General features: G+C 62.1%; 18 protein-coding genes. 5 read left to right on the forward strand and 13 right to left on the reverse strand.

What is annotated here, in order from left to right:
• The first annotated feature begins 1 nt into the window (after position 1).
• From ACIOVD_RS05260 to ACIOVD_RS05270, 3 genes are read left to right on the forward strand one after another with little or no spacing between them, the layout of a single operon-like run.
• Positions 2-1123 carry a methionine ABC transporter ATP-binding protein gene (locus ACIOVD_RS05260; protein ID WP_401126483.1) on the forward strand — a complete coding sequence of 374 codons (1122 nt, stop codon included), beginning with the start codon at positions 2-4 and terminating at the stop codon, positions 1121-1123.
• The gene (locus ACIOVD_RS05265) at positions 1113-1757 is read left to right on the forward strand and encodes a methionine ABC transporter permease (RefSeq protein ID WP_095167511.1); all 645 of its coding nucleotides are present in this window, start codon (positions 1113-1115) and stop codon (positions 1755-1757) included. Before ACIOVD_RS05260 ends, ACIOVD_RS05265 begins: the two co-directional genes overlap by 11 nt.
• A gap of 55 nt (positions 1758-1812) precedes the next feature.
• Positions 1813-2442: a bifunctional 2-polyprenyl-6-hydroxyphenol methylase/3-demethylubiquinol 3-O-methyltransferase UbiG gene (locus tag ACIOVD_RS05270; RefSeq protein ID WP_095167513.1), complete on the forward strand. Its 630-nt coding sequence runs from the start codon at positions 1813-1815 to the stop codon at positions 2440-2442.
• Between the two features lie 327 nt (positions 2443-2769).
• On the opposite strand, the gene ACIOVD_RS05275 is transcribed toward ACIOVD_RS05270, so the two are convergent.
• From ACIOVD_RS05275 to ACIOVD_RS05285, 3 genes are read right to left on the reverse strand one after another with little or no spacing between them, the layout of a single operon-like run.
• Positions 2770-5823, reverse strand: coding sequence for an efflux RND transporter permease subunit (locus ACIOVD_RS05275; RefSeq protein ID WP_095170619.1), 3054 nt, complete (start codon positions 5821-5823; stop codon positions 2770-2772).
• Positions 5820-6890, reverse strand: a complete 1071-nt coding sequence (locus ACIOVD_RS05280; protein WP_401126486.1) for an efflux RND transporter periplasmic adaptor subunit — start codon at positions 6888-6890, stop codon at positions 5820-5822. The genes ACIOVD_RS05275 and ACIOVD_RS05280 overlap by 4 nt, the downstream gene beginning before the upstream one ends.
• Positions 6887-7993: an efflux RND transporter periplasmic adaptor subunit gene (locus tag ACIOVD_RS05285; RefSeq protein WP_095170623.1), complete on the reverse strand. Its 1107-nt coding sequence runs from the start codon at positions 7991-7993 to the stop codon at positions 6887-6889. The genes ACIOVD_RS05280 and ACIOVD_RS05285 overlap by 4 nt, the downstream gene beginning before the upstream one ends.
• 252 nt (positions 7994-8245) lie before the next feature.
• On the opposite strand from ACIOVD_RS05285, the gene ACIOVD_RS05290 reads away from it, so the two are divergent.
• Entirely contained in the window at positions 8246-9415 is a 1170-nt protein-coding gene (locus ACIOVD_RS05290; protein ID WP_401126489.1) for an AAA family ATPase, read from the forward strand.
• Positions 9416-9485: 70 nt separating this feature from the next.
• Here the strand turns inward: ACIOVD_RS05290 and ACIOVD_RS05295 are convergent, their stop codons facing one another.
• The 10 genes from ACIOVD_RS05295 to ACIOVD_RS05340 all read right to left on the reverse strand — a co-directional run bounded on the left by ACIOVD_RS05295 (position 9486) and on the right by ACIOVD_RS05340 (position 17429).
• Entirely contained in the window at positions 9486-10367 is an 882-nt protein-coding gene (locus ACIOVD_RS05295; RefSeq protein ID WP_159993112.1) for a transporter substrate-binding domain-containing protein, read from the reverse strand.
• Entirely contained in the window at positions 10364-11161 is a 798-nt protein-coding gene (locus ACIOVD_RS05300; RefSeq protein ID WP_095170629.1) for an amino acid ABC transporter ATP-binding protein, read from the reverse strand. The genes ACIOVD_RS05295 and ACIOVD_RS05300 overlap by 4 nt, the downstream gene beginning before the upstream one ends.
• Positions 11158-11817, reverse strand: a complete 660-nt coding sequence (locus ACIOVD_RS05305; protein WP_095170631.1) for an amino acid ABC transporter permease — start codon at positions 11815-11817, stop codon at positions 11158-11160. The genes ACIOVD_RS05300 and ACIOVD_RS05305 overlap by 4 nt, the downstream gene beginning before the upstream one ends.
• Complete coding sequence (locus ACIOVD_RS05310; protein ID WP_095170633.1) at positions 11798-12463, reverse strand: amino acid ABC transporter permease; 666 nt, start codon at positions 12461-12463, stop codon at positions 11798-11800. Before ACIOVD_RS05310 ends, ACIOVD_RS05305 begins: the two co-directional genes overlap by 20 nt.
• A gap of 249 nt (positions 12464-12712) precedes the next feature.
• Positions 12713-13495, reverse strand: a complete 783-nt coding sequence (locus ACIOVD_RS05315) for a MetQ/NlpA family ABC transporter substrate-binding protein (protein ID WP_095170635.1) — start codon at positions 13493-13495, stop codon at positions 12713-12715.
• A 173-nt stretch (positions 13496-13668) separates the two neighbouring features.
• Complete coding sequence (locus ACIOVD_RS05320; RefSeq protein ID WP_159993108.1) at positions 13669-14592, reverse strand: sigma 54-interacting transcriptional regulator; 924 nt, start codon at positions 14590-14592, stop codon at positions 13669-13671.
• 56 nt (positions 14593-14648) lie between these two features.
• Entirely contained in the window at positions 14649-15230 is a 582-nt protein-coding gene (locus tag ACIOVD_RS05325; protein ID WP_095170639.1) for an alpha/beta hydrolase, read from the reverse strand.
• 218 nt (positions 15231-15448) lie between these two features.
• On the reverse strand, positions 15449-15850 hold the full coding sequence (locus ACIOVD_RS05330; RefSeq protein ID WP_034148436.1) for a biopolymer transporter ExbD: 402 nt from the start codon (positions 15848-15850) through the stop codon (positions 15449-15451).
• 1 nt (position 15851) lies between these two features.
• On the reverse strand, positions 15852-16574 hold the full coding sequence (locus ACIOVD_RS05335; protein ID WP_095170640.1) for a MotA/TolQ/ExbB proton channel family protein: 723 nt from the start codon (positions 16572-16574) through the stop codon (positions 15852-15854).
• A 45-nt stretch (positions 16575-16619) separates the two neighbouring features.
• Positions 16620-17429 carry an energy transducer TonB gene (locus ACIOVD_RS05340; RefSeq protein WP_095170642.1) on the reverse strand — a complete coding sequence of 270 codons (810 nt, stop codon included), beginning with the start codon at positions 17427-17429 and terminating at the stop codon, positions 16620-16622.
• A gap of 494 nt (positions 17430-17923) precedes the next feature.
• On the opposite strand from ACIOVD_RS05340, the gene ACIOVD_RS05345 reads away from it, so the two are divergent.
• Positions 17924-18586 (forward strand): ankyrin repeat domain-containing protein, encoded by a 663-nt coding sequence (locus ACIOVD_RS05345; protein ID WP_401126495.1) that lies wholly within the window; start codon positions 17924-17926, stop codon positions 18584-18586.
• Positions 18587-18627: the final 41 nt, after the last annotated feature.

Consider the following 18627-nt stretch of genomic DNA (forward strand, 5'->3'; position numbering starts at 1 on the left):
CATGAGCGCCGCGAGCCAACTGCGACTGGAAATTCCAGAGCCCCACAACGCGGTCCAGACTGAACTGCACCCCGATCTCAATCACGCCCACGTCCGTTTCATCGGCCTGGGCAAGACCTACAACGGCCAGCAAGGCCCGGTCGCCGCGCTGCACGGCATCGACCTGGCGATCCAGCGCGGTGAGGTGTTCGGCATCATCGGCCGCAGCGGTGCCGGCAAGTCGTCGCTGATCCGCACCATCAATCGCCTCGAACAACCAACCTCGGGCCGGGTGCTGATCGATCAGGTGGACATCGGCGAGTTCGACGAAGACCGCCTGGTGCACCTGCGTCGGCGCATCGGCATGATCTTCCAGCACTTCAACCTGATGTCGGCCAAGACCGTGTGGCAGAACGTCGAATTACCACTCAAGGTCGCCGGCGTGGCGAAACCGGCGCGCGAGCAAAAGGTCCGCGAGTTGCTCGAACTGGTGGGCCTGCAGGACAAGCACAAGGCCTACCCGGCACAGCTCTCGGGCGGGCAGAAACAGCGCGTCGGCATTGCCCGCGCGCTGGTGCACGATCCGGCGATCCTGCTGTGCGACGAAGCCACTTCGGCGCTGGACCCGGAAACCACCCAATCGATCCTCGGCCTGCTGCGCGAAATCAACCGGCGCCTGGGCCTGACCATCATTCTGATCACCCACGAGATGGCGGTGATCCGCGATATCTGTGACCGGGTGGTGGTGCTCGAACACGGCAAGATCGTCGAGCAAGGCCCGGTCTGGCAAGTGTTCGGCAACCCGCAGCACGAGGTCAGCAAAACCCTGCTGGCGCCGCTGCAGCACAGCCTGCCGGAGGACCTGCAAGGTCGCCTGCAAACCCAACCCGCCTCAGCCCAGGCCGCCGTGGTATTGCGCTTGCAGTTCACCGGCAGCAGTCAGGACGAACCGGACCTGGCTGCACTGTTCAGCGCCCTGGGTGGCCGGGTGCGCTTGCTGCAAGGCGGAGTCGAGCGAATCCAGGGGCATGCCTTGGGGCAATTGCTGCTGGCAGTGTCGGGGTCGACCCTGGACACCGAACAATTGCGGCAACGCGCCGCTGCATGGGCGCAACAGGTAGAGGTGCTGGGTTATGTGGTTTGAGCGTTTGCTGCAAGGCTTTATCGATACCTTCCTGATGGTCGGCGTGTCATCGCTGATCGCCTTGCTGGCGGGTATTCCGTTGGCGGTGATCCTGGTCACCAGCGCCAAGGGCGGGATCTACCAGGCCCCGGCGCTGAACCGTGCGCTGGGGGCCTTTGTGAACCTGTTCAGGTCGATCCCGTTCCTGATCCTGATGGTCGCGCTGATCCCCTTTACCCGGTTGATCGTCGGCACCACCTACGGCGTCTGGGCCGCCGTAGTGCCACTGACCATTGCCGCCACGCCATTTTTCGCGCGGATTGCCGAGGTCAGCCTGCGCGAGGTCGATCACGGCCTGATCGAAGCGGCCCAGGCCATGGGCTGCCGCCGCTGGCACATCATCTGGCACGTGTTGCTGCCTGAAGCGCTGCCGGGGATTGTCGGAGGGTTCACCATCACCCTGGTCACCATGATCAACTCCTCGGCCATGGCCGGGGCCATTGGTGCCGGTGGCCTGGGCGATATCGCCTACCGTTACGGCTACCAACGCTTTGACAGCCAGATCATGCTCACGGTGATCGTGCTGCTGGTGATTCTGGTGGCGGTGATTCAATTGGGCGGGGATCGGTTGGCGCGTGGCTTGAACAAGCGTTGAACCCTCGGCCGCAAAGGGTATATTCGGCTCACTCCCCTTGCCTGCGCAGCCGATCATGAAACACACCCCCGACGACCTCCAACAGATCACCGCCACCACCCTGGATCACTACAATTCGGTAGCCGAAGGCTTTCGCGAAGGCACTCGCGAGCATGACGTCAGCCAGAACATCGCGGCCCTGCTGCGGCACATCCAGGGTGAGGCGCCGCTGCAGATTCTCGACTTCGGCTGCGGCCCGGGGCGGGACTTGCAGACGTTCACCCGCCTGGGACATACGGCCGTCGGCCTCGACGGCTCTGAGCAGTTTGCCCGGATGGCCCGCGAGGACAGCGGCTGTGAGGTCTGGCAGCAGGACTTTCTCAAGCTCGACCTGCCGGCAGAACGGTTTGACGGGATTTTCGCCAATGCCGTGCTGTTTCATGTGCCACGCCAGGAGTTGCCGCGGGTGCTACGGCAACTGCACGGGACCTTGAAACCGGGTGGTGTGCTGTTCAGTTCCAATCCCCGTGGCGACAACCAAGAGGGCTGGAATGGCCCGCGATACGGGGCGTATCACGACCTTCAAACGTGGCAGCAATTGCTCACCGAGGCGGGCTTTGTCGAGCTCGAACACTACTACCGCCCGGCCGGGCTGCCGCGCGAGCAGCAGCCTTGGCTGGCGAGTGTCTGGCGTAAATCGGCGTAGGCCGTTAGACCGCCATCGCGGGCAAGCCCGCTCCCACATAGACCTGCTGGGTGTATGAAAGATCTACGAACCCCAAAACCACTGTGGGAGCGGGCCTGCAGGGTGTATGCAAGATCTGCGAACTCCAAAACCACTGTGGGAGCGGGCTTGCCCGCGATGGGGGCGGAACATTCAGCATCGATGGCGCCTGACACACCGCCATCGCGGGCAAGCCCGCTCCCACATAGGCCTGCGTGGGTGTATGCAATATCTGCAAGCACCCAAACCACTGTGGGAGCGAGTCGGGCGGCGCTCCGTCTGCTCGCGATGAGCGCATGGCGCTCGCCTTTATACCGCCTCTTTAGTCGGCTCCTTGATCTTGTACCAGGCCACATACAGCGCCGGCAGGAACAGCAGCGTGAGCAGGGTGGCGACGATGATCCCGCCGATCATGGCGTAGGCCATCGGTCCCCAGAACACTTCCCGGGCAATCGGGATCATGCCCAGGCTCGCGGCGGCCGCCGTCAGCAGGATCGGTCGGCGGCGGTGCTCGGTGGCTTGCACCACTGCATCCCAGGGGGAACAACCGTCGCGCTCGAACGAGTCGATCTGGGTCACCAGGATCACCGAGTTGCGAATGATGATGCCGATCAGCGCCAGGATCCCCAGGATCGCCACAAAGCCCATGGGCGTACCCGTCGGGATCAGCGCCAACACTACCCCTATCAGGCCCAGCGGCGCGACGCTCGCCACCAGGAACAACTTCTGCACACTGTGCAACTGGATCATCAGGAACGTCGCCATCAGGAACAGCATCAGTGGCACAACCTTGGCAATCGGCCCCTGGGCCTTGCCGCTCTCCTCCACCGTACCGCCCGTGGCAACCTTGTAGCCTACCGGCAACGCTGCGGCGAACTTCTCGATGTCCGGCTTCAGCAGCTTGACCAGATCCGTTGGCTGGATCTCATCGCGCACCGCCGCCTTGATGGTGATAGTCGGCTTGCGATCGCGACGCCACACCAAAGGTTGCTCGAGTTCGTAGCGCACGGTGGCAAAGGCCAGCAGCGGGATCGAGGTTCCGCTCGGGGTGAGGATCTGCAGGTTCTGCAGGGTCTTCGGCGAGCCCCGCTCGGCATCCACGGCGCGACCGACGACGTTGATCAGGTAGATGTCATCGTCGACCTGGGTCACCGTCGAGCCACTGACAATGCTGTTCATCAGGCTCGCCACGTCCTCGGACGACAGCCCGAGTTGCCGCGCCTTGTCCTGGGCAATGTCGATGCGCAGGACCTTGCCCGGCTCGTTCCAGTCGAAAATGATCTCGCCGATATGCGGGCTCTTGTCCAGCTCGCTGGCCAGGTCAATCGCGTGTTTGCGCACCTGATCGATGTCCTTGCCGCTGACCCGGTACTGGATCGGCCTGCCCACGGGCGGGCCCATCTCCAGCGCCTGCACATAACTGCCGACACCCACGAAGTCCTCGCGCAGACGCTCACGCAGGCGCTGGCTGAGGGCCGTGCGCGCTTCGAAGTCCTTGCTGACGATCACTAACTGGGCGTAGTACGGGTTCTGCAGTTGCTGGTCCAGTGGCAGGTAGAAACGAATCGCGCCCTGGCCGATGTAAGTGCTCCAGCGCACGATGTCAGGGTCGCCCTTGAGGGTGGCTTCGAGACGGTCGACCACCTTGCGGGTTTCATCCAGCGAGGCGTTCTGTGGCAGGTTGAGGTCGACCAGGATCTCTGGGCGATCCGATGACGGGAAGAACTGGTTCTGCACAAAACGCATGGAGAACACCGCCAGCACGAAGCACAGCACCGTGATGCCGATGGCCCACCAGCGATTGCGCATGCACCACAGCAGGCCACCGTTGAAGGCCCGGCCAACACGCCCAGGCTCGGTGGAATGCGGCTTCACCTTGCTGCTGAGGATGTGCACGCCAATCACCGGGGCAAACAGCACCGCGACAATCCAGGAGACGAGCATCGCCACCGCGATCACGGCGAACAGGGTGAAGGTGTATTCCCCGGCGGAGCTGCCGTTGAGGCCGATCGGCACAAAACCGGCGACGGTCACCAGGGTCCCGGTGAGCATCGGGAACGCGGTCGAGGTATAGGCGAACGTGGCCGCCTGCTCCTTGGTCTCGCCCATTTCCAGGCGCGTGACCATCATCTCCACCGTGATCATTGCATCGTCCACCAGCAGGCCCAGGGCGATGATCAACGCGCCGAGGGAGATCCGCTGCATGGTGATGCCGCTGTACTCCATGAACACAAAGACCATCGCCAGCACCAACGGAATCGAGCAGGCCACCACCAGCCCCGCGCGCACTCCCAGGCTGATGAAGCTGACCACCAGAACGATGATCACTGCCTCGAACAGCGCACTGGTAAAGCCACCGACGGCCTCCTCTACCACTTCGGCCTGATCGGAAACCTTGTGCACACCGATGCCCACGGGCAGGTCGGCGGTGAGTTCGTCCATGCGCTGGTGCAGCGCCTTGCCGAACTCCTGGATGTTGCCACCCTTCTGCATCGCCACGGCCAGGCCAATGGCGGGCTGGCCGTTGAAACGGAACATCGGCGCGGCCGGGTCGACGTAGCCACGGGTAATCTCGGCGATGTCGGCCAGGCGGTAGAAACGATCGTTGAGACGCAGGTTGACCGTCGCCAGGTCTTTCTCCGAGGCGAACTGCCCCGAGGTCCGCACGGATATTCGCTCCGGTCCTGCCTCGATCACCCCGGCCGGAGTCACCGCGTTCTGGGTCTGCAGGCTCTGCACCACTTGCGCCTGGTCGATGCCCAACGCCGCCAGTTTGCGGGTGGAGAAATTCAGGTAGATGACTTCGTCCTGCTGGCCGACCATCTCGATCTTGCCCAGCCCCGGCACATCACGAATCTCCGCGCGGGCCTGCTCGACGTAGTCGCGCAACTGGCGCATCGACAGGCCATCGGCGGTGAAGGCGAACACCGAGCCGAACACATCACCGAACTCATCGTTGAACGAGGGGCCCTGGATGCCCCGCGGGAAGCTGCCGTGGATATCGCCGATTTTCTTCCGTACCTGGTACCAGATTTCCGGAATGTCCTTGGCGCTGGTGGTGTCGTGCAGGTACACATAGACCGTGGACTCACCCGGACGGGTGTAGCTTTTCACGTAGTCGAGCGAGTCGAGCTCTTCGAGTTTTTTCTCGATGCGATCAGTCACCTGCTTGAGGGTTTCCTCCTGGGTCGCACCCGGCCAGCGGGTCTGGATGACCATGGTCTTGATGGTGAACGAGGGATCTTCCTCGCGGCCCAGGTTGAGGTAGGAAAACACCCCCATCAATAAGGCGACGAACATCAGGTACCAGACAAACGACTGATGCTTGAGGGCCCATTCGGATAAGTTGAAACTCCCTTTCATCGCGGGCTTTCCTCATCAATTCTGACTTTTTGCCCCGGTTTGAGGCTGTTCACACCGGCACTGACCACACGCTCGCCATTCTTCACCCCGCCTCCCAGGATCACACTGTCGGCACCACGGCTGAGCAAGCTGACGTCCCGTGGGGAAACGGTCTGGTTCTGCGGGTCGATCACCCAGATCCGCGATTTGCCGTCGACGTCCTGCACGGTGGTGAGTGGCAACTCGATGCGCGGCTTGATGGCCGAGCTGAGGGTGACACTGATGGCCGTGCCCAGGCGCAAGCCCACTGGCGTCTCGGCCAGGGTCAGGCGCGCGCGACGGGTGCGGGTCGCGCTTTGTGCCTGGGGTTCGATTTCGCGAATGATCGCCGTGGTATGGGTCGACGGATCCAGTTGCGCCGCCACCACAAACACCACATCGGCAGGCAACTGCTCGGCAAGGTCTGCAGGCAGGTCGATCACCGCTTCCTTGATATCCGGCCGGGCCAGCGTCACCACCTGCTGGCCGGCGGTCACGACCTGTCCAGCCTCGGCGTTCCAGGCCGTGACGACTGCGGCATGGTCGGTGCGCAACTCGGTGTAGGCCAACTGGTCCTGGGACTGCCTGACGGCGGCCCGAGCCTGGTCGAGTGACGCCTGGGTGGTTTTCAAGTCGGTCTGGGCCAAGTCCAGTTGGGCTTGCGCCCCCACGCCACGGTTGAACAGCTCCTGCTGGCGCCGTGCATTGGCCTGGGCGTTGATCAATTGCGCCTCGATCTTCGCCAGGTCGCCCTGGCTGGCGCGCAACTGGTTCTGTTGATCGGTGGGGTCGAGGGTCGCGAGCAAGGCGCCCTTCGCCACTTCGCTGCCGACATCGACGTTGCGGCTGGCAATGCGCCCTGGTACCCGGAACCCGGTATTGCTTTCATACCGCGCCTGGATACTCCCGGCAAAACGCCCGAGGTTTTCCTGGTCATAGGCGCGCACTTCGATCGACAGCACCGGGCGCACCGGCTCAGGCGGCGGCTCTTTATCGGAACAGGCGGCCAGCAGCAGGCCGGCCCCCAGCAACATCACCAGGCGCGTCATGGCTGGACTCCTGGCAATTGCGGTGCGCTTGCGGAGGGGGTAACGATTTCCACCCGCACATCGGGGTGCAACAACTGGCCGCCGGCGGTGACGACTTTCTCGCCGTCGCTCAGGCCGTCGCTGATGATCACCTTGCCGGAAAGGTAGCGACCGACCGTGACGGTCTTGAGCTGGGCCTTGCCCTGGCTGTCGACCAACCATACGGCCGGATCGCTGAGGTTCTTGGTCAATGCCGACCACGGCAGTTCGACCGCCGACTTGCCCGGCACATTGGCCGTGGCACTGACCACCGAGCCCAGGCGCATGCCTTCGGGCAACTCACTGAGGGTGACCTTGACCTGCACCGTACCGGTTTGCGCCGACACCGCCGGGGTGATTTCGCGCACCGTACCGGTGGTCTTGATCTTCGGATTGTCGAGCAGGCTGACCTCCACCGTTTTGTCTTCCGGCGGTTCAGTCAGCAGCGATTCGTAGATGTTGAACACCGCATCCCGCTCGCCGTCGCGGGCCAGGCTGAAAATCGGCACCGTGGCCTGCACCACCTGGCCGACTTCGGCCTGGCGTGCGGTGATGATCCCCGGTGCGTCGGCAATCAGCGCGGTGTAGCTCAGTTGCTCACGGGCGTTGGCCAACTGCGCCTGCGCCGCGGCCAATGCGCTCTGGCTGCTGCGCAGCGCGGCCTGGGCCGAATCATATTCACTTTGGCTGGTGTAGGCCTTGGGCAGGAGTTTTTGCTGGCGCACAAATGCCGCAGCGGTCTGCTTGACCCGCGCCTGTTCGGCGACCACCTGGGCCTGGGCCGAGTCGACATTGGTCTGCAGGTCCTTGGGGTCGAGCCGGGCGAGCACCTGCTTGGCCGTCACCCGGTCACCGACATCCACCGTGCGCTGGATGATCTTGCCCCCAACCCGAAATGACAGATCGGTCTGGACCCGTGCCTGCACGTCCCCGGTCAGGGTCACGGAAGCGGCGTAATCTGCCAGCTTGACCTCTTGCACGAACACCCTGGGGCGTTCCTTCTCGACCGCTGGCTTGTCGCCGCAGGCGGTCAGTAGCCCAAACACACTCAGGCCAACAATAATTTTCAATCCAGGACCAGCCATGCAGGCTCCTTTGCGTGTTGCGGGCGAATGTGCGGCGTACGACTCAAGAGCTTAGATCAGGGTGGCAACGACGCATCCAGTGGCGCAAATCAATTTGCGCCGCTTCCATGGACAGCTTGAAATCGGCGGGATTCAATCCGCTGCGCCACAGCGTGGGGCGCTAAATGGCTAATATCCTGACACACTGTGTGGATGGTTTCGTGTCGGATCTGTCACAACCCGGACAAGTCCTCGCTACAAAGGAGTTTGCGGATGCTCAAGACCCTCGCCGTGGCCAACTACCGCTCGATCAACAAACTGGTGATCCCGCTGGCACGGCTGAATCTGATTACCGGCCCCAATGGCAGCGGCAAATCCAACCTTTACCGCGCCCTGCGCCTGCTGGCCGAGACCGCCCAGGGTGGCGTGGTCAACGCGCTGGCGCGCGAAGGCGGGCTGGATTCAACCTTCTGGGCCGGCCCGGAGAACATCAGCCGGCGCATGCGCAACGGGGAAGTGCCAATCCAGGCGTCGCAACGCCAAGGACCTATGCGCCTGCGCCTGGGTTTCAGTGGTGACGACTTCAGTTATGCGATCGCCCTGGGGCTGCCTATGCCGCTGCCAGAGGAGGTGTCGTATTTTTCCCTGGACCCGGAAATCAAGCGCGAGTGCATTTGGGCTGGAGCCCTGTATCGCCCTGCCAGCCTGCTGGTCAATCGCGCCGGCCCGATGATCCGCGCCCGCGAAGGGTCCACCTGGGAGGTGCTGGCCCAGCACACGCCGACCTTCGACAGCTTGTTCGACCAGGTCGGCAACCTGCGCTCCTCTCCCGAGGTGTTGCTGCTGCGCGAACAGATTCGAGGCTGGCGTTTTTATGATCACTTTCGCACGGACGCCGAAGCACCCGCGCGCCAGGTGCAGTTGGGAACACGCACTCCGGTGCTGCATCACGATGGCCGAGACCTGGCGGCAGCCCTGCAGACCATCCGCGAAATCGGCGATCCGCAGGCCCTGCAAACCGCCATCGGCGACGCCTTCCCGGGTGCGCGCCTGAACATCGCCCCGGTGCAGGGCGGGCGGTTTGCCATCGAGTTCTATCAGGAAGGTTTGTTGCGCCCGCTGTCCGCCGCCGAATTGTCGGACGGCACCTTGCGCTACCTGCTGCTGATCGCGGCGCTGCTGACGCCACGACCACCGACGCTGATGGTGCTCAACGAGCCGGAAACCAGCTTGCACCCGGACCTGCTGCCGGCACTTGCGCGGTTGATCATCCGCGCCTCACATGCGAGCCAGCTGTGGGTGGTGTCCCACGCCAGCCGCTTAATTGCTGCGCTGCAACAAGACCCTGAGTGCAACGCCATTGTGCTTGAGAAAAATTTCGGCCAGAGCGAAATGGTCGGCCAGGGCATGCTCGATGAACCGGCGTGGAACTGGCCGGATTGAGCCACTCGAAAAACCGCTTCGCTGACCCACCAGCGAAGCGCTCCCAAGGATCACTGCAGCGCTGAAGAATTCAGCCCTGCCACTTGCCGCCTTCGACAATCACGCTTTCAGGCTTGGTGTCGTCGCTGAGCTCTTTGCGCACATATTGGTCATAGAGCTTGAGCAGGTACTTTTCTTCACCCAGCTTCGCCAGCTCGGCATTGACCCAGTCACGCAGCTCGATGTTGCCCTTCTTCACAGCCGGGGCAATCGGTGCTTCGGCCCCCAGGGTTTCGTCGAGTACGCGGTAGCCCGGGTTCTGCTTGGCCCAGCTGAACAGCACCAGATTGTCCTGGGCATAAGCGTCGCCACGACCGTTGGCCAGGGCTTGCAGAGACTCGGAGTTTTTCTCGAACTTGAGCAGTTTCCAGTCCGGGTGGTTCTTGGTCAGCCAGATATCGGCGGTGGTGCCGGTGGTGACGATGGTCGTGCGGCTGGCCAGGTCTTGCAGGCTCTTCACGTCACTGGCCTGGGGCACCAGCGCCTGCACCGCCACCTTGAGGTTCGGGTTGGTGAACTCAACCGCTTCCTTGCGCTCGGGGGTCACGGTCATGTTGGCCAGGATCAGGTCGACCTTGTCGCTTTGCAGAAACGGGATCCGGCTGGCCGGCTCCACGGCGACAAACTCGACCTTGTTCTCGTCGCCCAGCAGGTCCTTGGCGAATTGCCGGCCGATGTCGGTATCAAACCCGACGTAGCGCCCCGCCTCATCGACAAAACCGAACGGTGGCTTGTCGGTGAAGACGCCGACAATCAGCTTGTCCCGTGCCTTGATTTTTTCCAGGTAGCTGGCCGGCGCGGTGCTTTCACTGGCGACTTTGGGCTTGGGCGGCTCTTCAGTCTTGTTGCAGCCGGCCAGCAGCGCAAGGCCGAACAAGGGGAGTAGCAGCAGGGAAGACTTGGCAGTTTTCATGAGGGTAACGGTTCCTTTTTTTGCGAATGAGCCGCAGCTGCCTGTTTCGGCAGAGCTTCGACGTAGGAGAACTTCTCCAGGAACTGCTGCGCGCGTGCGGTTTGCGGGTTCGTAAAGAAAATCTCGGGTGGGTTCTGTTCCAGGATGCGTCCGGCATCCATGAACACGATGCGGTCGGCCACCGCGCGGGCGAAGGCCATTTCGTGAGTCACGATCAGCAGCGTCATGCCCTCGCGCGCCAGGCCCTGGATCACTTCCAGCACCTCCTTGACCATCTCCGGGTCAAGGGCTGCGGTCACTTCATCGAACAGCATCACCTGAGGGTTCATGCACAGTGAGCGAATAATCGCGATGCGTTGCTGCTGGCCACCGGAGAGCTGACGGGCGAAGGCGTCGCGCTTGTCTGCCAGGCCTACCCGTTCGAGCAGGGCCAAGGCTTGTTCACGGGCTTCACGGGGGTCGCGCTTCTGCACCTTGAGCGGGCCGAGCAGCAGGTTGTCCAGCACGCTCATGTGCGGGAACAGGTGGTAGCTCTGGAACACCATGCCGATCTGCTGACGCACCTGGCGCCAGTCGGTGTTGCTGTCCAATAACTGGCGCCCGGCAAACAGCAACTCTCCGCTATGAGCGACTTCCAGGCCATTGAGGCAACGCAGCAAGGTACTTTTGCCGCAGCCGCTGGGACCAAGGATGACAATCACTTCACCGGCCTCGACACTCAGGTCGATGCCCTTGAGCACCTGCTGCTCAGCGAAGAATTTGTTGAAACCCTTGAACTCGATCAATGCGCTCATGCTTGCGTCCAACGCCGCTCCAGCACACGCGAGGCGGCCGAGAGCGGGTAGCAGATAAAAAAGAAAAACAGGAACAACGCGCCGTAGATCAGCACCGACTCGTAGGTGCGTTCGATGATCTGCTGCCCGACCTTGATCACATCCACCACGCCGATCAGCACCGCCAGCGAACTGGTCTTGATGATTCGCGTGTAGACGTTGATGGTCGGTGGCGTCATGCGCTTGAGCGCCTGGGGCAACAGCACATAACCGAACAGTTGCGGGCCGGACAGGCCAATCGACAAGCCCGCCTCACGCTGCCCACGTGGCAAGGAATGCAACGCCCCGCGCACCACTTCGCCGACTTCGCTGGCGCCCCACAACGACAGCACCAACACCGCGCACCAGAAACTGGGCAGGCTCAGGCCAAAAAAGATCGGCAGGCCAAAAAACAGCAGGTACAGCCAGACCAGCACCGGGATCGCCCGGAACAGCTCCAGGTACACCCGCAAGACCACCTTCAGCCATTGCACATGGAGGTTGCACAGCACGCCGTAGAGCACCCCGCCCAAGGTGCTGATGGCGATGCTCAGGAAAGAGATCGACAGGGTTTGCGCAGCGCCCCTGGCCAGTTGCGGCAGAGACACCCAGAGCAACTCAAGACCCGAACTGGCCATGCTGGAGCCTCCTTTCCAGGCGGCTGAGCAGCAGCGACAGCGGCAAGAACAACAGCACGCAGATCAGCGTGAGCACGGCGAGCATTTCGTAGGTTTTGTAATACAGCGCGATGTAGCTCTTGGTGGTGTAGAGAATTTCCGGCACCGCCACCGCCGAGACCACCGTGGTCTCCTTGAGCAGGAAGATGAAGTTGGCAAACAGCGACGGCAGGCTGAGCAGCCCCGCTTGCGGCAGGATCACGTAGCGCAGCAATTGCCCGTTGGACAGGCCGATCGAGCGACCCGATTCCAGTTGCGCCGCCGGCACCGCCTCGACCCCAGCCCGCAGGACTTCCGTCAGGTACGCGCCACCGAGGAAGGTCATGGTGATGATCGCTGCCGCAAAGCCGGAGACCTTCACCCCCAGCGCGGGCAAGGCGAAGTAGACGAAGAACAGTTGGATCAGCAGCGGGGTATTGCGCGCCAGCTCGACGTACACCGCCACCAGGCGCTGCAAGTAGGGGGTACGCAGCACCAGCACAGTGGCGTTGAGCACGGCCACCAGCAACGAGGTGCCGATAGCGATCAAGCCCACCTGCAGGGTCACGCCTACGGCGCGCAGGAATGCCGGCAGGGTGCCAAGGATAAACGCGTAGTCAAAAGTCATGGGGAGTCCTGGACGTCGCTGGGTAAACGACGGTGGTGCAGTCCATAAGGCTGTGGATAACAGCTCGGCAGGCACTGACTTTAAAGGCATAAAAAGAAAGATTTAAATACCGTTAAAGCATATTGATATCACGCAAAAACCTATGCCCCGGATTGGCGTAGGTGGCCAGGATCAATCCCCCGGGCATAAAAAAACGCCGACGCTGCAGCAGCCGTCGGCGTTCAAACCTTGAAGGGGTTTATCGCGTGATCAGAACGCCGGCAGGACCGCGCCGCTGTACTTCTTGGCGATGAATTCCTTCACCTCAGGGCTGGTCAAGGCCTTGGCCAGTTTCTGGATCGCGACGCTGTCCTTGTTGTCTGGACGAGCCACCAGGAAGTTCACGTAAGGCGAATCCGCGCCTTCGATCACCAGTGCGTCTTTAGCTGGGTTGAGGCCAGCTTCCAGCGCGTAGTTGGTGTTGATCATGTCCAGGTCGACCTGATCCAGCACGCGCGGGAGCATGGCCGATTCCAGTTCCTTGAACTTGAAGTTGTGCGGGTTCTTGGCAATGTCTTTTGGCGTAGCCAGGGCGTTTTTCGGATCTTTCAATTCGATCAGGCCGGCTTTCTGCAGCAGGATCAAGGCGCGACCGCTGTTGCTGCCCTCGTTCGGGATGGCGATGGTTGCGCCATCCTTGAGCTCAGCCAGGGTTTTGACTTTCTTCGAGTAACCGCCGAAAGGTTCGACGTGCACACCGATCACAGTCACCAGGTTAGTGCCTTTGCCTTCATTGAAGCTCTGCAGGTACGGCAGGGTCTGGAAGTAGTTGGCGTCCAGACGCTTCTGATCGACCTGTACGTTCGGTTGCACGTAATCGGTGAAGACTTTGATTTCCAGGTCCACGCCTTCTTTGGCGAGAGTTGGCTTGATCAACTCGAGAATCTCGGCGTGCGGTACCGGAGTGGCCGCGACCACCAGTTTCTCGCCGGCCTGGGCCAGGCCAGCCGTCAGGGCAGCCGCGAGTGCGGTAAACAACAGAACCTTTTTCATGCAGTGTCCTTATTTGTCGTTGTCGACAACGGCTTAAAAGTGAGGTGCCAGTGAAGTGCTATCGCTGGCGTGAGGCGGACAATACCCGGATTTTTTATGCCGTAAAAATACTTTTTATCGAAGTCTATATTCGATAAACGAATAACAAATCCGCAACCGTCACGCACCGCGAATTACACGTGCGCCAACAGCCGCTTCAGCCTGTCCAGGGGTTCACGGTTACCACTGCGGACCCATTGCTCCACCCAGCGCTCAATCAACTGCAACGGCTGCTCGGTGGCTGGCAGGTTCAAATGCTCCGGCGCAATCTCGTCACCACTGCTGACCAGCAACGCAAAATGAATGACGTTCTCCAGCTCACGGGTGTTGCCCGGCCAACTGTGTTGCTCCAGCACCTGCTGCGCCGCGTCGCTGATAAAGGGCACCGGCAAGCCCAGGCGCTGGCTGTAGATGCCGAGGAAATATTCGGCCAGCGATTGAATGTCACCCACCCGCTCGCGCAGCGCCGGCAATTGCAACTGGCCTTCGCTGAGGTAGTGGTAGAGCCGTTCGTGGAATTTACCGGCCGCCACGGCCTGCGCCAGGTCGATGCTGGTGGCGGCCACCAGGCGCACATCGACCGGGCTCGGCTGCTGGGCGCCGACCCGGGTGACTTCGTGATTCTCCAGGGCCGCCAGCAACTTGATCTGGATCGGCAGCGGCAAGTCGCCGATCTCATCCAGGTACAGGGTCCCGCCGTTGGCCGAACCAAACCAGCCGGCACGGCTGCTGGCCGAGCCACTGAAACTGCCGCCGGCATAACCGAACAGCTCGGCATCGGCATAGGTCGGGCTGATGGCGCCGCAATTGACCGAGACGAACAAGCCACCGCGATCACTGGCCCGGTGAATGTGGCGTGCCAGCAATTCTTTACCACTGCCGGTTTCGCCGTGAATCAACACCGAAATCGCCCGCGGTGCCAGTTGCTCCAGCTCCTGGCGCAAGGTGCGCGAACGTGGGTCGACGAACACCAGCGCCTTGGCACGAATGCTCAGCGGGCTTTTTTCTGCGTCGGGAAAGGTCAGCAATGGCTGACCGAAGGTTTCATGCAAACTCATGGCAGGCTCCCGCCCAAAACCGCCGGCGGACGGGGGCGTTGAATTGAAATGGACGATCAGGCGCGGCGCAGGGCGTGGTGTTCCATGCGGTTCTGCAGGCGATACAGGTAAGCGAACCCCTGTTCCCAACGATGGTGGCCGGACTTCACGTTGATGTGTCCAGCACCTGCCAGGACGCCTGCCTCGGCGCCCCAGTTGCGCGCCAGCTCGAGGGCGCGCGGGGCGCTCACGGCAGCGTCGTTGTCAGAGCTGACGACCTGGCTGGGAAACGGCAGCAGGTGCGTGGGAATCGGTGCGAAATTGCGCAACGCCGGCACGCACGCCGGGCGCTCGACATCGGCAGGCGCCACCAGCAGGGCCCCGCGCACCTGGCGCAGCGCCTGCAAGGGCGCAGTGGCCGCCCAATGGGCAACGGTGATGCAACCCAGGCTGTGGGCGATGAGGATCACCGGCGTGCTGTCGGCAGCAATGGCCTCGGCCAGTGCGGCCACCCAGTCTTCACGACGAGGGGTGAGCCAATCGGCCTGCTCGACCCGTGCGCTGTTCGGCAGACTGTTCTGCCAGTGGGTCTGCCAATGATCGTCTGGCGATCCCTGCCAGCCCGGCACAATCAGGTAGCGAATTGATTCGTTGCGCATGGGGAGCTCTCCTGTGCGTGTCTGTTCCTGATCGAGTATAGGGATGAGATTTATATTCGTTAAGGAATAAGAAGCTATTTATTAATACCCTAATAGAATATGAAAGTTTGAGAGGGTGAGGTGCGCTGGCAAGCCAGCACTGACGAGCGGGGGGATTGCGATAAATAAAAAAAGGGCCGCACCCTGCCAAGGAGACGGCCCTGGAAAACTGTGATGGATTAGCGCGCAGTAATCACCGAAAGCTTGGTAATACCCGCCCGTTCGATGGACGCCATGGCGCGCGCCACTTCGCCGTAGTTCACACCGTCATCGGCCTGCAACTGCACGCGCACCTCCGGGTCCTTGGCCTTGGCCGCCTGCAGGTTGAACTCCAGCAAGTCCGGTTGGATTTCATCCTTGTTGATGAACAGCTTGCCGGCGCCGTCGATGCTCACCACCAGTGGATCTTTCTGTTCCACCGGGGCGACCGCTTCGGTCTTGGGCAGGTTGATCGGAATCGCGTTGGTCAGCAGCGGTGCAGTGACGATGAACACCACCAGCAACACCAGCATCACATCCACCAGCGGCGTGACGTTGATCTCACTCAGTACCTCATCGCTGTCTTGGGTAGAGAAGGCCATATCAGGACGCCTCCTTCACTTTATGCACAGCGTTCTGGGCGGTGTTCTTTTGCGCCGTCGGGTGCAGCAGCACGCGGAACGAGCTCTTCTGCGCCAGGCTGTAGAAGTCGTGGGCAAAGTCATCCAGATCGGCGGCGGTGAGCTTCAGGCGACGCAGGAAATAGTTGTAGACCAGCACCGCTGGCACGGCGACCGCGATCCCCACACCCGTCGCCACCAACGCGGCACCAATCGGTCCGGCCACGGTTTCCAAGCTTGCCGAGCCGGCGGCGCTGATGCCCTTCAAGGCCTCCATGATGCCCCACACAGTGCCGAACAGACCGATGAACGGCGAGGTGCTGCCGATACTCGCGACCACGGCCAGGCCGGTTTCCAGCGAGCGCCGTTCACGTACGATTTGCTGGCGCAAGGCGCGCTCCAGGCGGTCCTGGTGATTGATCGCCTGGCTCAGGTCCGCCGCCGGCGCTTCACCGACCTGGATCGCCGCGTAACCGGCCTGGGCCACACGGGCAGCAGCACCGGGATGGGTCTCGCTCAGTTCAGCCGCCGAATCGAGACTGGAGGCGGCCCAGAACTGTTTATGGAATTTGCGATCCTGGGCTTTCAGGCGCGCGAACTGCACACCCTTGAGCAACGCCAGGCCCCAGGTGGCGACGGAAAAGACCACCAGCAGCCAGATCACCGCGCTTTCGATGGATTCGAGTGGAGATGCCAGTAACGTCATGATGTGTTCCCTCTGTGTAAACACTTAGCGCGAATAAGTTGCGGTTCAATGAATCTTGAAATCGATGGGCACGCTGACCCAGCCGTCCTGGGCGACATCACCCTGCTTGGCCGGCACAAAGCTCCAACGTTTCACGGCACTTAATGCCGCATCGTCGAGCTGCTGGCGGCCACTGCTTTTCTGGATCTGGATCTCCCCCGGTTTACCGCTGGCCAGTACGTGCACCCGCAACAACACCGTGCCCTCCCAACCCCGACGCTGGGCCAGCGACGGATATTCCGGTGCCGGGTTCTTCAGGTACGCGGCGTTGGCCGAGGCCGGAGTCACCGGTGCAGGAGCCGGGGGTGCAGGCGGTGCTGGCGCCGCCACCGGGGCTGCCGGTTGCGGCGGCGCAGGCGGCTGTTGCACGGCTTTTGGCGCGGGCTTGGGCACCTGCTTGACCACCGGTTTGGGGATCGGCTTGGGTTTTGGCGGTGGCTTGACCGCCAATTCATCCACCACCGGTGGCGGTGGCTCCACAACCGGCGGCGGTGCCGGTTGTGGCGGTGGCGGTTCGACCACTGGTGGCGCCGGACGCGAGAACTCGATGGTCATCGGCGGAATTTCCGGCGGCACGATCGGCAACGCCGGCGTGGGTTGTTGATTGACCCAATAAATCACTGCGCCATGCACCAGCACTGCCAGCACCGCCAGCACAATCGCCTCACGACGGCGCAAGCTGCTCTTGGGCGTCTTTTGCAGCCGCAACTGGCCCAGAGGCGTGCGATAAGCCCGGCCGAGATCGACCAACTCACCACTTGGCGCCTGGCGCCACAACACCTCATGTGCACTGGCGGCGGTCTGGACATTGCCCATTGAATGACTCCCTACGGTCTTTTGCGAATAACCCGACAGCAGCGCCTGATTCCCCCCGCGCTAATGCCTGGAGGTGAATGATTGGCGGCAGAGGCTTATCCCTTAAAGTAATTTTTAAGGCTTCACATAGAACCGTATGGAATATAAAAAACCGCGTCCAGGCGCAAAGCCGCACGGCTCAAGGGCTACAGAGGAGGCGCAAAAACCCCATGCCTTGCAGGCATTGAAAATATTCGCCAAAGGCATGCAAAACTGACGAGATACGACCAATTTTGTGTGCGAACAGGGCAGCGCTCAGTCGGCTCCCGATGAACCAGAGGAAAAAACAGACCGACTTCCAGGTTGCCGTGCTTTGGCTCTTGATCTTGATTCACCCGCCCCATCGGCAGCCTGAGCGAGGGGCCGTACGTCAGGGGCAAAGCGCTTGGGTGGGCCTGTCCCGTGACAACCGACGCCAAGAAGCGATACTTAAGTCGCTCTCTTGGAGGTTGCCCATGACCCTGCGCTCGATGCTCAAACACGGCCTGCTGGCCGCCGGATTACTGTTGGGGGGAATGCTGATGGCCAGCGATGACGCGCTGCTCAACGCCGTACGCACCGGACAATTGCAACAGGTGCACGCCCTGCTCAAGCAAGGTGCCGAGGTCAATGTCCGGGGGGCCGATGGCAGCAGTGCGCTGCTGTTGGCCACCGCCGACAACCGGGTCGAGATCGCCCGTGCGCTGATCGAGGCCGGGGCCGACGTCAATCAACAGAACCTGATCCAGGACAGCCCTTATCTGCTGGCCGGCGCCAGCGGGCACAACCAAATCCTCGCCCTGACCCTGAGCCACGGCGCTGACCTGAAAAGCACCAACCGCTACGGCGGCACAGCGCTGATCCCCGCCTGCGAGCGTGGGCATGTCGACACCGTACGAATGTTGATCGCCGCCGGGGTCGACCTCAACCACGTCAACCGCCTGGGCTGGACCTGCCTGCTGGAAGCGATCGTGCTCGCCGACGGCGGACCGGCGCACCAGCAGATCGTCGCACAACTGATCAGCGCCGGCGCCGACCTGAACCTGCCCGACCACGACGGCGTCAGCCCGCTGCAGCATGCCGAACAGCGCGGCCAGAGCACCATCGCCAGAATGCTGCGCGATGCCGGCGCTTCGTGAACAGCCAGGACTTGAGCCATGCATGACACCCCACCCGCCGG

Source organism: Pseudomonas sp. NPDC087626 (genome assembly GCF_044743405.1).
Lineage (GTDB): Bacteria > Pseudomonadota > Gammaproteobacteria > Pseudomonadales > Pseudomonadaceae > Aquipseudomonas.